Source organism: Lacinutrix venerupis (assembly GCF_003663945.1).
Taxonomy (GTDB): Bacteria; Bacteroidota; Bacteroidia; order Flavobacteriales; family Flavobacteriaceae; genus Lacinutrix; species Lacinutrix venerupis.
On record NZ_RCCH01000002.1, the window covers coordinates 154,828 to 169,957 of the forward strand.

A 15,130-nucleotide genomic window follows, 5' to 3' on the forward strand; every position below is an offset into this window, starting at 1 on the left:
TATAATTATTTAAATGAAAATAATAAAAACGGTAGCCTTAGCGCTAACCATTATTACAGCCTCAAGTTGTAAAGATCAAACAAAAGAAACACCTTCTAAAAGCGTTTTAGAAGAAAAAACAGAAACCAAAAAAGAAAAAGAAATGAACGTATTATTTGTATTAACTTCTCACGATAAATTAGGAGATACAGGAAAGAAAACAGGATTTTGGGTTGAAGAATTTGCAAATCCATATTACACATTATTAGATAAAGGCGCAAAAATTACTATTGCAACACCAAATGGTGGTGCTGCTCCAATAGATCCAAGTAGCGATTCGCCAGACGCTGCAACAGAAGATACTGAACGTTACAATAAAGACGAAGAAGCTAAAGCGTTAATTGCGAATACACACAAGTTAGCAGATATGAATGTAGACGATTTTGATGCTGTATTTTATCCAGGTGGTCATGGTCCATTATGGGATTTAGCAAACGATGAAACGTCAATTGCTTTAATTGAAAAATTTAACAGTCAAGAGAAGCCTGTAGCATTTGTATGCCATGCTCCTGCTGCATTAAAAGGTGTTAAAGGAAAAGATGGAGAACCATTAGTAAAAGGTAAAAAAGTAACAGGATTTACTAACTCTGAAGAAGCTGCAGTTGGTTTAACAGACGTTGTTCCTTTTTTAGTAGAAGACATGTTAAATGAAAATGGTGGAATCTACTCTAAAAAAGAAGATTGGGCAGCTTACGCTGTTCAAGATGGTAATTTAATTACTGGTCAAAATCCAGCATCGTCTGAGTTAGTTGCAGAAAAATTATTAGAGCGTTTAAAGTAGTATTTTAAAAACTTAATTTTAATAAAAAAGTTGTTCGTATGCGAGCAACTTTTTTTTTGCAGTAATAAATCATTTATAATTAAACGTGTTGTTATTAAATTTATTAAATTTAATGTACGGAAAACGGAATAAGGTATATGGAATAAAATTACATAAATGACTGACAAAAACATAAACGCTTTATCAATTTTAAAAAAAGCAAACATTTTTGATGTATTGTTTTTTGCAACATTTATAACATGCATTGTTTTTAGTATTTTAAAGGAGAGAGCAGAACTTATATACATCTCTCCAATAGTAGTTGTAACTATTTTATTAAAATACATTAGCTTAACTAAAAAAAACGCAAATGTGCTTTTTATAATTACTTTACTCTCGCAAATTATTGCTAATTATCTCTCGTTTTACTCATTTCAAGATTATTTTACAGTAATAAGTTCACTAACAGGATTTTATTTATTACTATACTGTATAATATTAAGGAAGTATTTACATAAAATTGATTTAAAAAAATTAATTACTTTATCAGTAATAATAGGCTGCTTATTAGTTGGATATGTAATTTATTCTGTAGTAAGTTTAATAATAAGCTACATCCCAAATCATAATATAATTTATGTTCTAATTTGTGCTACTTGTCTGTTTATATATGTTATAATATTTGCAAGAATATTCCTAAATAACAACTATGAAAATACTGGTTTAATTTTTGCGTCTGGCATAGCATCTTTATTTAGTATTAGTTTATCTCCTATTAACGAGTATTTTTTCTATAGCAAAACATTTACAGTACTTATTCTTATTTGTCATTATTTATCTATTTATTTATTCATGAAATTTATTTCAGAAACAAATGCTGAAGACAAAAAAATTATTGACAAAAAATACTTTTAATATGTGTGTTTTTTTTTAAATGCTATAGCTGTAATCCCAACTTTAGTCTTAAATAGTTTTGAAAAATGAGCATAATCAAAATAACCTAATACTTCTGCAGTTAAAGACAAAGAATTATTAGAATGAACTATTAATCGTTTTGCTTCTAAAATTACACGGTCTAAAATAAATTCTGAAGTGGTTTTATTTATTGTCGCTCTTGTAACTCTATTTAAATGCTTAGTTGTAATATTTAATGCATCTGCATAAAATTTAACTGTTTTTTCTGTTTTATAATGTAATTCTATTTCTCTCTCTAAGGCATTTAAAATACTTAAATAAGATGATGAAGCTACATCTTTTTTTGAAACGTTTGCTGTATAATATCTTGATAAATCTATATAAGTTAAGTTGATTAAGCTCGCTAATTTTTGCTTTTTAAAGGCTAATTGACCGTAATATTCTTTATTAATAACATCAAAATGTTTTACCACATTATTCAGCTGAAAATCATCAAGTTGCAATTTAGGCATATTTTCTAATGAAAAGTAAAAAGGAAACTGACTTAAATTAGTATTGGTAAATTGAAAATGAAAAAAATCGGCAGTATGAAAAAAAATAAATCCTTTTGCGGGACTTGAAAAATGCCAACGATGCGTTTGTCCTGGACGTAAAAAAAACACACTTCCTTTTGCTATATTATAACTATTAAAATCTATTTCGTGAGTTCCTTCTCCAGCAGTAAAACACACGCATAAATAAAAATCATGACTATGTGGTTTATGTACAATTTTTGCATTTTTTTTTAAATGCATACTTAAATCGTTACTATAAAAATCGACTAAGCTCTCTTGTTGCTCGAACTGGTTTATACTTAAAACTGGTAAATTTTTCATAACTCAAAAATATGTCTTAAATATACAAATAGTCGCATCATTTAAACAACATTACAAAAAGCAAATAATCTTAATTTTGTAAAATAAAATTTACTAATAAAGCATTTTACTTTTAAATTTATTGATTATGAAGTTTTTAAAAGGCACAAAAATTAACAGCATTTTTACAGGAAGTTGTCCTGTTTGTCAAAATGAAAGTATGTATACAGTAAAAAATCCCTATAATGTTACTAGCACCTTAACAATGCAAGAGCGTTGTAGCCATTGCAATACAAAATATAAAATTGAACCTTCATTCTTTTTTGGAGCCATGTATGTTAGCTACCCTATTGGCCTTATTTTTGGGGCAGTGTGTTTATTTATTACTTATATACTTTTAAAACTCTCTTTATATACATCTTATGTTGTTTTAATTATATTTATGATACTCTGTTTACCAATTATTTTAAGGCTATCTAGAAATGTTTGGATTAACATATTTATGCATTTTGATAAAACTAAAGCACTTTAATATTTAAAACATAAAAAAGGCTGTTATCAAAATCCATGTATAATATTTAACTGTGCCATAAATGTATTACAACACAGTTAATTTATTATCCTTTTTTCTTCAATTTCTTACTTAACTTACTCATTTGACTACTTACTTTGTGCTGAACTACTTTAGCATAGTGCCTTTGTGTTATAGAGATACTTGAATGCCCTAATAACTCAGAAACTGTTTCAATAGGAATATCATTATAAAGCAAAACTGTAGTAGCAAAAGTCTTCCTAGCTATGTGATGAGTTAATCTTTTATCAATCTCAACCAACTCAGCTATTTCTTTTAGGTAAGAATTAAACTTTTGATTGCTAATCACAGGAAGTAATCTTCCTTCAGGTCTATACTTATCTAGTATTTTAGAAGCTGTAGGTAACAAAGGGATTGAAACTTTAGATTTAGTTTTTTGTCTCATCATTTCAATCCAGATTCCTCCATCAAACCCTTTTATTAAATGTTCTTCCTTTAAAGTTAACATTTCTTGATATGCCAATCCAGTATAACAACAGAAAATGAACATATCTTTAACTTGATTCAATCTAGCTTGTCTAAAAGTGTGATTTTCAAGTTTATCTAATTCTTTTTGATTTAGGTAAACTACTTTACTTTCATATTTTTTAGGTTTGTAAAGTATAAATGGGTCTTTCTTCAAATAGCCTTTTGCTAGTGCTAGTTTAATAATCTTTCTAACACGTTGAATACTCTTATTAATAGTAATTTGCTTTTGTTTCTTTTCAGATTTTAAGTAGAAATCAAAATCATCTAAAAAGTTTTGATTGATAGATTCTAGAAGTATATCTCCTTTCTTGTATTGAAACCTTATAAAATTTGAAACATGGTTTCTAGCCTCTGTAAACTTGTTATAAGTAGACTTTGAGTACTCAACACCTATTAGTTTCTTCATTCTATTGTTATGCAATTCAAACACCTCTAAAAGCGTTTTATTAGCCTTTACATTCTTTCCTACATACTGCAAATAGATGTCCTCTACATCAAAACTCTCATTGTTAACTTGTAGCAACAAAAAAGCCTGATTAACTTTTTGCTTAATCAGGCTCATTTGAGTATTAATGTTTTCATTTTCTTTATTGAGAGGTATTGCTTTTTGTTTTTTACTGTTCCAACAATCTACAACAGTAAATAAGCCTGTAGAGAATACTCTTCGTTTTTTCAAATAAGTAATCCTACACTTTATAGGACACTTCTCCTGTTTATTTATTTTGGTTTTGTCAATTAAAAACAAAACACTTAACTTATTATATTTCATAATGTTCTGTTTTAAATTTTGGGGTACTTTTTTTAAATAAGGGTGTGCCTTTTTGTGTGCCTTTTTTTAGTTAAATGAAGGTAATCTGTACCTTAGTAAGAATCTAAAATAATTGCCAAACAGCTGAGTTTACTGCATAAAAAAAGAGTAACCATTTCTGATTACTCTTACTTAGTAGCGGGAACTGGACTCGAACCAGTGACCTTCGGGTTATGAGCCCGACGAGCTACCTACTGCTCTATCCCGCGATTTAATATCTTAAATAATTTCTTAGCTTTTAACTTTCGGTTCATAATGCCGACCAATTATTTAGGACTGCAAATATACAACCATTTTTATATATAACAAGCATTTATTTAATAAAATTTATTGTTCAATATTTATTGCTTCAAAACCAACAAGTTGCGACTCTTCAAAGTGTGGTGTTAATTGAATTGGATTACAGCATACCTCGCAATCTTCTACATAAGTTTGTGTTCTAACACTACTATCTAAAAGCATTGAGATGGTTTCCCAACAATAAGGACATTGAAAATAATGCTCAATCATTTTAAAATTTATTACAAAAATAAAAAAGAGCTAACAATTATGTTAGCTCTTTAAATTAAGATTTTTATCTATATAAGGAAATTAGTCTCTTTCTACTACGTAAGTATCATTAAACGTAATAATAGCGCTTTTAACACTAGCTCTATCTTCTACAACCGTAGCATACTCTACATTCATATTATTATCGCTAACCATTAATGTTCCTAACTTATTTAATTTGCTAAATTGTAATGGTAAGTTTCCTGTTAATTTATTATCTGAAAGTATTAGCTCTTTTAGGTTTTTTAAATCGGTTAATTCTAAAGGAATATCGCCTTCTAAATTATTGTCTATTAAACTTAATGTTTCAAGTTCATGTAATTGACCTAATTGGCTAGGAATTATTCCTGTTAAAAAATTACTTCCTAATTGCAATGTTTTTAAATTAACTAGTTTGGCTAATTCTGAAGGAATTTCTCCTGTAAAACTATTGCTATATAATGCTAAAACTTCTAAATTATTTAAAGCTCCTAAAAAAGAAGGAATGTTTCCTTTAAAATTATTTAAAAATAACTCTAGAGACTTTAAGTTTTTTAAATTTGATAGAGAATTTGGTAATTCTCCTGAAAGTTTATTTAGACCAAAATTTATACTCTGTAATGCTGTAAGATTACCAATTTCTTGAGGAATAGTACCATTTAAATTATTGAATTGTAAATATAAACCAACAACTTTATCTGACTCTATTTTTACACCATACCAAGTACTAACATCTGCATTTAAATCCCATTTCTTAGTCCATTGCTCTCCATTTGTTGAAGTATGCAAAGCAATTAAAGCTTCCTTTTCTTTATTTGAAATTCCAGCAAAACTTAATAATGAAGCAAACAGAAAAATTAAAGTAAGTTGAAGATTTTTCATGGTGGTTAGTCTATTGGGATTAATATATACCAAATTTAAACTAAATCACCATTAATTGCAAATTTTTTCGATAAACGGTAATCTTTAATTAATTTAAAAATAAAAATTCACGACCAAATACCATTTTACTCTTTTAAAACTCTGTATTAAGTAATTCTCCGCTTAATTGTAACAAATCTAATTCTGCCAATTTTGCAGCATATTTTGCTTGGTTTCTGCTTAATTCCGCATTTAATAAATTAAGCTGAGCCTGCCTAAACTCTATAGAATTTACTTGTCCTATTTTAAATTTTTCTTGAGTACGATCGAAATTACTTTGAGCTGTATTTATATTGTTCTCTTGTAAATTATAAATTTCAAGTTTATTTTTATATTCAGCCCAAACATTATTAAAATCGCGCGTAATACTAATTAAGATATTTTCTTTTTGAAGTTTTTGTGTTTCTAAATTTACTTTTGCATTTCTAACACGTGTAATTGTACTGCCTCCATCAAAAATATTCCAAGTTAAATTTAGGCCAGCAGAGAGACCTGTATTTACAGATCCAGCAACAAAAGATACTGCGTTATTTTCACTTTTATTCCAGCCGTAACTTCCTACTAAACCAATTGTTGGAAGATAAGCAGATTGACCAGATTTTATACCTAATTGACTTATAGCTATATTCTTTTCCGTTTGAAGCAATGCTATATTTCTTGTTTTTGCTTTTTCAAACAAACTATCCTTTTGGAATTCTAATGCAAAATTAATTTCGGTTTCTACTTTAAATTCATTTTGAAGTACATTACCTAAGACAACATTTAAATCTCGCTTTCCGTTTTTTAAATCTTGAACAGCATTAATAATATTAATACTATCGTTTACAATATCTACCTCTGCGTTTAGGACACCTAGTTTGGTATTTTGCCCATATTCAAATTGATATTCTGCTCTAACTAAACGGTCTTTTGAAACTTTTAAAGTTTCTTCTAATGCTGAAACATTTTCTGATAATTGTGCTACATTATAATACACTGAGAACAATTGAATTATTGTACTCTCTATTGTTTCTCTAGCCTGTAACTCGGATAATTGATATTCTTCTTTTAAACTTTTATAATTATAGCGTCTGCCTAAGCCATCAAAAATGGTATAATTTAAGTCTATAGAAGCATTATAACGAGAACTTTCTGCTCCATTTAAAGTAGTTACTCTACCGTCTGAAAAAGTAGATTCATTATTATCTAAATTATATGTTGCTCCGGCATTACCAACAACAGTTGGCAAGAAACCAGTATTTAAAATATTAGAATTATTCTCTGCAACTTCAACTGCGTTATTAGCTATTTGAATATCATAATTATTTTCTAAAGCTAATTTAACGGCTTCGTTTTGCGTTAATATGGTTTGTGCCTTAGTTAAAGAAACACAACTTAAAATTACTAAAAACCAAATATTTTTAATGTTCATTCTCTTCTTTTTGTTCTTTAATAGCTCTTTCTACTTCTTCTTTTGTTACATTTTTTCCAGTTATTAACCATTTTCCTTTTTGTTTAATTGAGTTACTAAACGAAAGAAATAATGGTAATACTAAAAGTGTTAGCACTGTAGCATATGCAATACCAAATGATATTGAAATTGCCATTGGTTTTAAAAATTGTGCTTGCCTACTTTTTTCTAATAATAATGGAGCTAAACCTGCAACAGTGGTTAATGATGTTAAGAAAATAGCTCTAAAACGAGATTTTCCAGCATCTAAAAGTGCTTTATCAAACTCCAAGCCTTCTCGCAAATTGGTATTAAATTTTCCTATAAATACTAAACCATCGTTAACCATAATACCAATTAAGGCTATAATTCCTAAAAGTGATAAAATGTTTACTGAGAAGCCTAGAAGCCAATGTCCCCAAGCAACCGCAGTTAAACTAAATGGCACTAAAAGCATAAGTAATAATGGTTGGCTATAGCTTCTAAACGTAAATGCAATTACAACATAAATAAGAAATAAAATAGGAATTCCTGCTTTTGCTAAAGAACTGTTTAATTTCTCTTTTTCTCTATTTTGCCCTTCAAAAGAAGCAGAAATGGTTGGGTATTTAGATTTTAAATCCACCATTGTTATGTTTTTTAAATCTGCTAAAATATCAGTTGTACTTGTATTAGGGTCTTTTAAATCGGCAGAGACTTGTATTTCTCGTTGTCCTTCTAAATGATTAATTGCTACATCACCTCTTTCTATTGTATAAGTCGCAATATCTTTTAATGTTACGCGCTCTCCGTTTGGTGTTACAATACGCATATCGTCTAAATCGTTTATAGATGCTCTATTACTTCTGTCGTATCGTACCCAAACTCTAATTTCGTCTTGTCCTCTTTGAAAACGTTGTGCTTGAGTACCAAAGAAACCAGATCGCACTTGAGCCATAACTGTACTTAAATTTAAACCTAACAAGTAAGCACTTTCTTTTAATTCTATACGTATTTCTTTAATTCCGGCTGGATCATTATCTTCAATATCTTTTAATAAAGGATTTGTAGATAAAACTTGTTTTAACTCAACCTTTGCCGCTTTTAGTTCTTCTATATTATTACCTAAAAGTGATACTGAAACTGGACTACCTCCAAAATTACCTCCCGAACCAAAAATTAATCGTTCTGTACCTATTACTGGACCAACCAGTTCTCTTAATCTATTTGCTACTAATGAAGATTTTATAGCGTCTGGACGCTCTTCTCCTGGCAACATATTAATACGTAAACTAGCACTAGAGCTACTATTTATTGTTAAAATTGTGTTTTCAAAAAGTTGCTTACCTGTTCCTTTTAAATACTTTTCTGTTAGTTCTTGATTTACTATAAAAGATTTTTCTTCAATCATTGAAATAATAGAGTCGGTAACTTTTTCATTTGTTCCGTTTGGCATGTCTAATTCAATAGAAACACGATCACTTGCAATAGATGGAAACATTGTTACTCCAATTATTCCTCCTCCAATAGCTCCAAAAGTTAAAATTAGTAAGGCTAAAAAGATACCTAAAGAGAGTAATTTAAAATTTAATACAAATGTAATTGTAGGTGTATAAAATTTATCTCTTAAAAAGTTCATGAAGTTATCTCCTGCCTTATTAATAACACGCATTTTAGAGAAAAACTGCTTTATTTTTGAAGGATTTTCTTCTACAACTTTTGGTTTTAATGCCTTAGAGTGTGCTAAATGTGCTGGTAATATAATTAAAGCTTCTACTAAAGAAACTACTAAGGTTAGTATTACAATTACTGCTACCTCACTAAAAAACTCTCCAATTCTACTATCTAAAAACAAAAATAGTGAAAAGGCTAAAAGTGTTGTAATAATTGCAGAAACTACTGGTGGAATTACTTCCATTGTTCCATCTATAGCTGCTTTAATTGGTGTTTTTCCTTTTTCGTAATGTTGGTAAATATTTTCGGCTATTACTATACCATCATCAACTAAAATACCGATGACTATAATCATACCAAAAAGCGATAACACATTAATAGTTACATCAAACTGAGCTGCAAAAATAAACATCCCTAAGAATGAGATTGGCAAGCCAAAAGCAACCCAAAACGCTAAACGCGTATTTAAGAAGATAGATAAAAACAACAAAACTAATAGCATACCGACAATAGCATTTTCTGTTAGTAAATCTGTACGCTGGTTTAAGGTTGTTGATAAATCTCTAACAACACTTAACTGTACATTATTATGTTTTTGATTATATGTTTCTATGTAATCTTTTACATTATCGGCAGAAGAAATTAAATCTTCATTATTTGTACTTGTTATTGAAATATTTACAGATAATTTTTGATTGAAATAGGTTGCATTTGGAGTTTCGGAAAAACGATCACGAATTATAGCAACATCTTTTAACCTTACTACTTTTCCATCTGCAGATGCTCTTACAACAATATTTGACAGTTCGTCTCCATAATAAGAACGGTTATTTGCACGAATTAAATACTCTTCAGCATCTGTTTTTATAGTACCTCCCGTAGTTAAAATATTTGCTGTACTAACTGCTTGAGACACCTCTGAAAACGTTAAATTATAAGCTAATAGACTTGTTTCGTTTACAGCAATTTCAATTTCTTCTTCTGGATAGCCAGATATGGCTATTTGAGAAATACCATCAATTGCTCTTAAATCGTTCTCTATCTGTCTTCCAATTTGTTTTAAGGTTGCTAAATGCACATTATCTCCACTTAAAGCAAATGAAATAGTTTCTCTTACAGCCTCTTGTTTAGCAACAATTAATGGCTCCATACCTGTAGGAAAAGATGGAACTCTATCTACTGCATTTTTAACTTCCAACAGCATAAAGTCGATGTTTTCTCCTTTTTCTATCTCAACAGTTATAGTTCCACTATTTTCTTTTGATACAGATGTAACTCTATCTATACCTTTTAATCCTTTTAAATTGTCTTCTATTTTAAGCACAACACCTTCTTCTATCTCTTGAGGTGAAGCTCCTGGATAAGTTACATTAACATTAATAATTTTAGATTCTGTTAAAGGAAAAAAAGATGATTTTATAGAGGTTACACCTAAGTAACCAAAAATTCCGAAAGCGAGAATAAAAATATTAACAGCTACATGATACTTTATAAAGTATGCTATAAGATTTCTCATGTTTACTACTTATTGTTTGTATTACTTGTTTCTTTAAAAGGCTTTACCAACATTCCTGAGTATGCACCAGGTACAGCTTTTTTAAGAATTACAGTACCATTAGGCACATTTTTTAAAACCACTTTTGTATCTGAAAAATATACAGGCTTTACATCTATTACATCTAACAAGCTATCTTTTACAACAAATATCTGCTCGCTTTCTAATAACAAGTTTCTATCAATTTCTATAGCATCACTTTCTTTTTTTGCATTTAAATTAGCTTCTAAATACATACCTTCTTTTAAGTTTTCATGCTTAACTTCAATATATGTAGTAATGGTTTGTGTTGTAGGATCTATACTCGCATTTACACGAGATACTGTACCAGTATATGTTTCAGTTTTATCTAAATTATTTAATGTTACAGATTCTCCAACTTTTAATAAACTGGCATAAGTTTTACTAATAGCTACTTCCATTTCGTATATAGAAGTATCTATAAATTCTCCTAGTTTTTGACCACTTCTAATTAAGGTTCCTTCGGTTACTAAAGCCTCTGTTAAAGTTCCAGAAAAAGGAGCAGTAATAGAATACTTAGCCAAACGCTGTTCTAAATTTTTAACGTTATAGTAATTTGAAACTATACTTTGTCCTGTTATGAAATAATTTTCTTTATCGGAAGTCATTTCTGGTAACTTTGGAGTAGTTTTATTTAAATCGAATCCGTTTAAATAATTTTGCCATTTATCATAAATATCTGGAAAATCTAAACGTAAGTCTGGCATAATTGCAGAAATAGAATTGTACAAATTACTTTTTGACGATTGCACGCTTGCATAATATTCTGCAGCATCAATTTTTATTAGAGTTTGTCCTGCTCTATATTCTTGCCCAGGTTTAAAAAGTTTGTTACCTCTTTTAAATATACCTTGAACTTCTGAGTAAAGTTCTAATCTACGTTTAGCTTCAAGATTACCATTTGCAGCAATAACAATTGGTATGGTTGTATTTTGTACAGTATCTGTAAATACTGTTTTTACGACTTTAGCTTGAACTGGTTTTGGTTTGTTTTTATCGGCAATTAATTTTTGAGCAAATAAAAATGAAGCAATTATTAGCAAAACGCCAATAACCGATAATATAATTTTACGCATTTGGTATAGTTTTAATTTAAGTAAGACTGCAAAATTAAACTATAGTTTAAACCTCAAATGTTAAAAAAAACCTAAAAAGAATTAATTATAATCTTCTAACTGAAGCGTGATATCTTCCCATTTTTCCATGAGTTTATTAAGCTCATCTTTTTTAGCCTGGTAGTTTTCAAAAAAGTTAGGTTTAGAAACTGTTTCATCGTAATTAACTGCTAACTCGACATCGGCTTCTTTTATTTCTTTTTCTAATTGGCTAATTTTAGACTCGGTATTACTTAATTTATTATTAAGTGACTTTACTTTTTTCTGCTCTTCGTAAGATTGATTGTTCTTTTCTTTTGGAGCATCTTTAGAAACGGTTCGTTTTTCTACTTCTCTTAAATTATCAACTTGTCTCTTTTCTAAATAATAATCAATATCTCCTAAATACTTTTTTATTTTTTCATCTTTAAACTCATAGACAGTAGAGGTTAGGCCTTGAAGAAAGTCTCTATCGTGTGATACTAAAATTAATGTTCCTTCAAATCGTTGAAGTGCTTCTTTTAATACGTTTTTAGATTTAATATCTAAGTGATTTGTAGGCTCATCCATTATAAGCACATTAAATGGCTGAAGCATTAATTTTGCAAGTGCTAATCTATTACGTTCTCCACCAGATAATACACGCACATATTTTTCTACTTCGTCTCCTCTAAATAAAAACGAACCTAAAATGTCTCGAACTTTACTTCTATTAGTTTCATTAGCTGCATCAATCATGGTATCTAAAACAGTTTTGCTACCATCAAGATATTCGGCTTGGTTTTGTGCGAAATAACCAATTTGAACATTATGACCTAGTTTTAGCTTACCTTCATGCTTAATATCGCCTACTAGAATTTTTGCTAATGTAGATTTTCCTTGTCCATTTTGCCCAACAAATGCTGTTTTTGCATCTCTCTCGATTAATAAATTGATGCTTGATAGTACCTGATTCTCTCCATAATTTTTAGAAATATCTTCTGTTTCTACTACCACTTTTCCAGGTGTTATTGATACTGGAAAATTTAAAGTCATTACACTATTATCATCTTCATCTACTTCTATTCTATCTATTTTATCAAGTTTTTTAATAAGAGATTGCGCCATGGTTGCTTTAGATGCTTTAGCTCTAAATTTCTCGATTAATTTTTCGGTTTGCTCAATCTGTTTTTGTTGATTTTTTTGAGATGCCAATTGTTGAGTTCTTAGCTCTTCACGCAATACTAAATATTTTGTATATGGTTTTGGATAATCATAAATACGTCCTAAAGAAATTTCTATTGTTCTATTAGTAACATTATCTAAAAACATTTTATCGTGAGAAACAATTGCTACAGCACCAGTGTAATTTTTTAAGAAACCTTCTAACCAAATAATAGATTCTATATCTAAGTGGTTTGTTGGCTCATCGAGTAATAATACATCGTTATTTTGAAGTAATAATTTTGCTAATTCTATTCGCATTCTCCAACCTCCAGAAAATGTATCTGTAAGTTTATTAAAATCTTCTCGTTTAAAACCTAAACCTTGTAGAATTTTTTCTGTTTCTCCTTGATAGCTATAACCTCCAAGAATCTCATATTGGTGTTGTATTTCATTTAAATCAATCATTAATTGATTATATCCATCACTTTCATAATCTGTGCGCTCTGCCAATTGAGTATTAATCTCTTGCATTTGAGATTCAATAGCTTTAATCTCTACAAAGGCTTGATAAGACTCTTCTAAAACTGTACGTCCTAAAACAAAATCTATATCTTGTTTTAAAAACCCAATTTTTAATTCCTTGTCACAAGCTATTTGCCCAGAATCTGGCTCTAACTCTTTTGCTAAAATTTTTAGCATAGTAGATTTACCAGCACCATTTTTCCCTATAAGCCCGACACGGTCTCCGTTACCTAGTTTAAAGGTAATATCTTCAAAAAGGTATTCTCCTTGAAATGAAATAGATAAATTATGGATATTTAGCATTGATTTGTGACTTATGTTACATTAAATTAAACACTATAGTTTAACTTTGTATATCTAATTAATGTTTGCAAAAATACATAAATTATATGTTTAATAAAGGATCTAAAATTTACGCAATTATAACTGGTGTTTGTCCAAAATGCCATGAAGAATCTATGTACACAAATAAAAATCCTTATGCTATAACTCAACTTTTTAGCATGCATGAAAAATGTAGCAATTGTAACACAAAATATAAAATTGAACCTTCATTTTTTTATGGTTCTATGTATGTTAGCTATGGAGTTGGTATTGCGTTTGCTGTTGCTGCTTTTGTAATTAGTTATCTTATTTTAAATTGCTCTCTTAATGTTGCCATAATTTCAATTGTAGCATCGCAAATAGTATTTTATCCTATTATTGTAAGATTGTCTAGAAATATTTGGATTAATATCTTTATAAAATACAATAAGTCGTTAGCTAAAAAAGATTAATTCGATTACAAATTAAATCTAGCAATATCTAAGTCTTTATCCAAAGTAGAGTTTTGCTCTATGTGATTATAGAGTTGTTGTGCTGCGTAAGGCCCAATCATTACTCCTCTTGTCCCTAAACCATTTAAAACATGCAAATTTTTATATTTAGGATGCGTTCCAACCAATGGTCTTCTATCTTTTACAGTAGGTCTTATTCCTGCAACTTGATTGATAACTTCAAAATCGCAATTAATAAGTGTTTTTAACTTGGTTAAAAGCTCTTCTCTAGCTTGGGATGTAATAGCATTAGTTTTATCTGTATGGTCGTAAGTGGAACCTATTCTGTAGATACTACCTCCTAAAGGAATAATAAAAACACTAGATTTTAACACAAAATCAAGTTTTAATTCTGGCGCCTTAATTGTTATTAATTCTCCTTTACTACCTTGTAATGGCAAGCTATTAAAAAAAGGATTTTGTTTTAAACCAAAGCCTTCTGCAAATACAATGTGAGTTGTTAATATATCTTTATATGATATTGAATTATTATTAAATTGAATAACATTATAATCTATACTTTCACAAAATAATTGTCCTTTATTTTTTAATTGCTTTTTATATTCTGAAATTAAAAGTGAAGTATCTATTCTTCCTGTTTCTAGTACTTCTCCAAAATTATATTGTGACGTTATAGATTTATTTTCATTTTTATAAATGTTTAAAGACATATAATCCGACAATCCTTCTTGATCGGATTTTGCAAACCAATTATTTTGCTCTTCTAAAGATGTAAAACGTTTTCTTACAGAAACTTTATAATCTAATTTAACATTTAGTCTTTTTTCTATACTATTATACATTGGTATAGCTAAAGCTAATTGTTTTTTACTTTGCCAAACAGGTGTAAATCGTTTCAATGTTACTGGATTATATAAACCTCCTGCAACAGTAGATGATTGCTGTGAGTTATTATCAAATACTACAAATGTTTTATTATTTGCTAATAATTGCTCACAAAATGAAATCCCTGCTAATCCACAACCAACTATAATATAATCTACTTTCAT

13 protein-coding genes and 1 tRNA gene are annotated in these 15,130 nt (G+C 29.0%); 4 read left to right on the forward strand and 10 right to left on the reverse strand.

What is annotated here, in order from left to right:
- The first annotated feature begins 13 nt into the window (after positions 1–13).
- Both CLV86_RS03465 and CLV86_RS03470 read left to right on the forward strand, forming a co-directional pair.
- Positions 14–820: a type 1 glutamine amidotransferase domain-containing protein gene (locus CLV86_RS03465; RefSeq protein ID WP_211330589.1), complete on the forward strand. Its 807-nt coding sequence runs from the start codon at positions 14–16 to the stop codon at positions 818–820.
- A 156-nt stretch (positions 821–976) separates the two neighbouring features.
- Entirely contained in the window at positions 977–1,714 is a 738-nt protein-coding gene (locus CLV86_RS03470; protein ID WP_076733954.1) for a hypothetical protein, read from the forward strand.
- On the opposite strand, the gene CLV86_RS03475 is transcribed toward CLV86_RS03470, so the two are convergent.
- Positions 1,711–2,589, reverse strand: coding sequence for an AraC family transcriptional regulator (locus CLV86_RS03475; protein WP_121049695.1), 879 nt, complete (start codon positions 2,587–2,589; stop codon positions 1,711–1,713). The two genes, CLV86_RS03470 and CLV86_RS03475, sit on opposite strands and share 4 nt — an antisense overlap.
- Before the next feature lie 127 nt (positions 2,590–2,716).
- On the opposite strand from CLV86_RS03475, the gene CLV86_RS03480 reads away from it, so the two are divergent.
- Complete coding sequence (locus CLV86_RS03480) at positions 2,717–3,100, forward strand: DUF983 domain-containing protein (RefSeq protein WP_121049698.1); 384 nt, start codon at positions 2,717–2,719, stop codon at positions 3,098–3,100.
- A gap of 85 nt (positions 3,101–3,185) precedes the next feature.
- Here the strand turns inward: CLV86_RS03480 and CLV86_RS03485 are convergent, their stop codons facing one another.
- The 8 genes from CLV86_RS03485 to CLV86_RS03520 all read right to left on the reverse strand — a co-directional run bounded on the left by CLV86_RS03485 (position 3,186) and on the right by CLV86_RS03520 (position 13,608).
- Positions 3,186–4,397, reverse strand: a complete 1,212-nt coding sequence (locus tag CLV86_RS03485; protein WP_121049701.1) for a site-specific integrase — start codon at positions 4,395–4,397, stop codon at positions 3,186–3,188.
- 175 nt (positions 4,398–4,572) lie between these two features.
- Positions 4,573–4,645: transfer RNA gene (locus CLV86_RS03490), tRNA-Met, on the reverse strand.
- Positions 4,646–4,763: 118 nt separating this feature from the next.
- Complete coding sequence (locus tag CLV86_RS03495; protein WP_076733963.1) at positions 4,764–4,946, reverse strand: CPXCG motif-containing cysteine-rich protein; 183 nt, start codon at positions 4,944–4,946, stop codon at positions 4,764–4,766.
- Between the two features lie 81 nt (positions 4,947–5,027).
- Positions 5,028–5,846: a leucine-rich repeat domain-containing protein gene (locus tag CLV86_RS03500; RefSeq protein WP_121049704.1), complete on the reverse strand. Its 819-nt coding sequence runs from the start codon at positions 5,844–5,846 to the stop codon at positions 5,028–5,030.
- Between the two features lie 133 nt (positions 5,847–5,979).
- The gene (locus tag CLV86_RS03505; RefSeq protein WP_076733965.1) at positions 5,980–7,296 is read right to left on the reverse strand and encodes a TolC family protein; all 1,317 of its coding nucleotides are present in this window, start codon (positions 7,294–7,296) and stop codon (positions 5,980–5,982) included.
- Entirely contained in the window at positions 7,286–10,483 is a 3,198-nt protein-coding gene (locus CLV86_RS03510; protein ID WP_121049707.1) for an efflux RND transporter permease subunit, read from the reverse strand. Before CLV86_RS03510 ends, CLV86_RS03505 begins: the two co-directional genes overlap by 11 nt.
- A gap of 5 nt (positions 10,484–10,488) precedes the next feature.
- The gene (locus CLV86_RS03515; protein WP_121049710.1) at positions 10,489–11,619 is read right to left on the reverse strand and encodes an efflux RND transporter periplasmic adaptor subunit; all 1,131 of its coding nucleotides are present in this window, start codon (positions 11,617–11,619) and stop codon (positions 10,489–10,491) included.
- An 81-nt stretch (positions 11,620–11,700) separates the two neighbouring features.
- On the reverse strand, positions 11,701–13,608 hold the full coding sequence (locus tag CLV86_RS03520; protein ID WP_121049713.1) for an ABC-F family ATP-binding cassette domain-containing protein: 1,908 nt from the start codon (positions 13,606–13,608) through the stop codon (positions 11,701–11,703).
- Positions 13,609–13,694: 86 nt separating this feature from the next.
- Between CLV86_RS03520 and CLV86_RS03525 the strand changes: the two genes are divergently transcribed.
- Positions 13,695–14,081: a DUF983 domain-containing protein gene (locus CLV86_RS03525; RefSeq protein ID WP_076733969.1), complete on the forward strand. Its 387-nt coding sequence runs from the start codon at positions 13,695–13,697 to the stop codon at positions 14,079–14,081.
- Between the two features lie 5 nt (positions 14,082–14,086).
- Here CLV86_RS03525 and CLV86_RS03530 read toward each other — a convergent pair whose 3' ends face one another.
- Positions 14,087–15,130, reverse strand: a complete 1,044-nt coding sequence (locus tag CLV86_RS03530) for an NAD(P)/FAD-dependent oxidoreductase (protein WP_121049716.1) — start codon at positions 15,128–15,130, stop codon at positions 14,087–14,089.

Excerpts from the sequence above, each read along its gene's own strand:
- CLV86_RS03465 (WP_211330589.1), top strand. The coding sequence starts at position 14 with ATGAAAATAATAAAAACGGTAGCCTTAGCGCTAACCATTATTACAGCC.
- CLV86_RS03470 (WP_076733954.1), top strand. The coding sequence starts at position 977 with ATGACTGACAAAAACATAAACGCTTTATCAATTTTAAAAAAAGCAAAC.
- CLV86_RS03475 (WP_121049695.1), bottom strand. The coding sequence starts at position 2,589 with ATGAAAAATTTACCAGTTTTAAGTATAAACCAGTTCGAGCAACAAGAG.
- CLV86_RS03480 (WP_121049698.1), top strand. The coding sequence starts at position 2,717 with ATGAAGTTTTTAAAAGGCACAAAAATTAACAGCATTTTTACAGGAAGT.
- CLV86_RS03485 (WP_121049701.1), bottom strand. The coding sequence starts at position 4,397 with ATGAAATATAATAAGTTAAGTGTTTTGTTTTTAATTGACAAAACCAAA.
- CLV86_RS03495 (WP_076733963.1), bottom strand. The coding sequence starts at position 4,946 with ATGATTGAGCATTATTTTCAATGTCCTTATTGTTGGGAAACCATCTCA.
- CLV86_RS03500 (WP_121049704.1), bottom strand. The coding sequence starts at position 5,846 with ATGAAAAATCTTCAACTTACTTTAATTTTTCTGTTTGCTTCATTATTA.
- CLV86_RS03505 (WP_076733965.1), bottom strand. The coding sequence starts at position 7,296 with ATGAACATTAAAAATATTTGGTTTTTAGTAATTTTAAGTTGTGTTTCT.
- CLV86_RS03510 (WP_121049707.1), bottom strand. The coding sequence starts at position 10,483 with ATGAGAAATCTTATAGCATACTTTATAAAGTATCATGTAGCTGTTAAT.
- CLV86_RS03515 (WP_121049710.1), bottom strand. The coding sequence starts at position 11,619 with ATGCGTAAAATTATATTATCGGTTATTGGCGTTTTGCTAATAATTGCT.
- CLV86_RS03520 (WP_121049713.1), bottom strand. The coding sequence starts at position 13,608 with ATGCTAAATATCCATAATTTATCTATTTCATTTCAAGGAGAATACCTT.
- CLV86_RS03525 (WP_076733969.1), top strand. The coding sequence starts at position 13,695 with ATGTTTAATAAAGGATCTAAAATTTACGCAATTATAACTGGTGTTTGT.
- CLV86_RS03530 (WP_121049716.1), bottom strand. The coding sequence starts at position 15,130 with ATGAAAGTAGATTATATTATAGTTGGTTGTGGATTAGCAGGGATTTCA.